Genomic DNA, 1,042 nt, shown 5'->3' with positions numbered 1-1,042 from the left:
GATTTCAGGGCCGCGGTGACCACCTCGACGGTGTTCTCGGGCGGGACCTGGAACACCCCGAAGCCGAGCTGAGGAATCAGGTTGCCATCGTTGAGCACGATCGACGGCACGGCGGAGGTATCGCTGCGGAAGGTCACCTTGCGACCGTAGAAGTGCGCGGGCGAGCCGTCAACGACGGTGGCAGGTGTGTTCGCCGGGCTCCTTCACAGCCCGGCGCCCGGCATCCCGAGGCGGCGATAGCGCAGGTGACGGCTCTCACGCAGCTTCTCCACCGGCAGGTCGCGCAGCGCCGCCAGCTCCTCGGCCACCGAGGCGACCACCCGGCGCGCGAACTCCACCGGCTCGTCGGCGGCGTCCGGGCGCTCGGGCACGATCCGGTCCACCACGCCGTCGGCGCGCAGCTCCGCCGCGCCGATGCGCTGCGCGACGGCCAGCTCCGGGGCGTGCTCGACATCGCGGTACACGATCGCGCTCGCGCCCTCCGGCGGCAACGGGGCCAGCCAGGCGTGGGTGGCGGCCAGCACCCGGTCGGCGGGCAACAACGCCAGCGCGCCGCCGCCGGTGCCCTGGCCGAGCAGGATCGAGACGGTCGGGATGTCCAGGGTGACCAGGTCGGAGATGCAGCGCGCGATCTCCGGGGCGAGGCCGCGCTCCTCGGCCTCCTTCGACAACGCCGCGCCCGCGGTGTCGATCACCAGCACCAGCGGCAACCGCAGCTCGTTCGCCAGCGCCATACCGCGGCGCGCCTCCCGCAACGCCGCCGGTCCCATGTGCTCGCCGTGGCGGCCCGCGCGGTCGTGCCCGAACACCACGCACGGCTGACCGCGGAAGCGGGCCAGCGCGAGCAGGGTGGTGCGATCGGCCTCACCCTGGCCGGTACCGCTGAGCGGCACGCGCTGGGTGGCGTGGCGCAGCAGCTCGCGCACACCGGGACGGTCGGGGCGGCGGGAGATCAGCACCGAACGCCAGGTCGGCGAATCCGCCCGCGGCACATCGGTTCCTGCGACGTGCTCCCCGCCGCGCCGGGTCCGGCCCGCCGCCG

Annotated in this window: 1 protein-coding gene and 1 pseudogene; both read right to left on the bottom strand. The window is 74.4% G+C overall.

From position 1 onward, the window contains the following. Positions 1–137 (bottom strand): annotated as a pseudogene (locus QH283_RS21375) (aldo/keto reductase); the annotation flags it as partial. A gap of 66 nt (positions 138–203) precedes the next feature. Next, positions 204–1,042: carboxyl transferase domain-containing protein (locus tag QH283_RS21370; protein WP_280504756.1), on the bottom strand; the 839-nt coding region annotated here is incomplete at its 5' end.

Origin of the sequence: Nocardia farcinica, from assembly GCF_029867845.1 — a bacterium.
In the GTDB taxonomy this organism is placed as follows: domain Bacteria; phylum Actinomycetota; class Actinomycetes; order Mycobacteriales; family Mycobacteriaceae; genus Nocardia; species Nocardia farcinica_A.
Note: the sequence above shows the minus strand (reverse complement) of the source record. Positions and strands in the feature narration are given on the sequence as shown.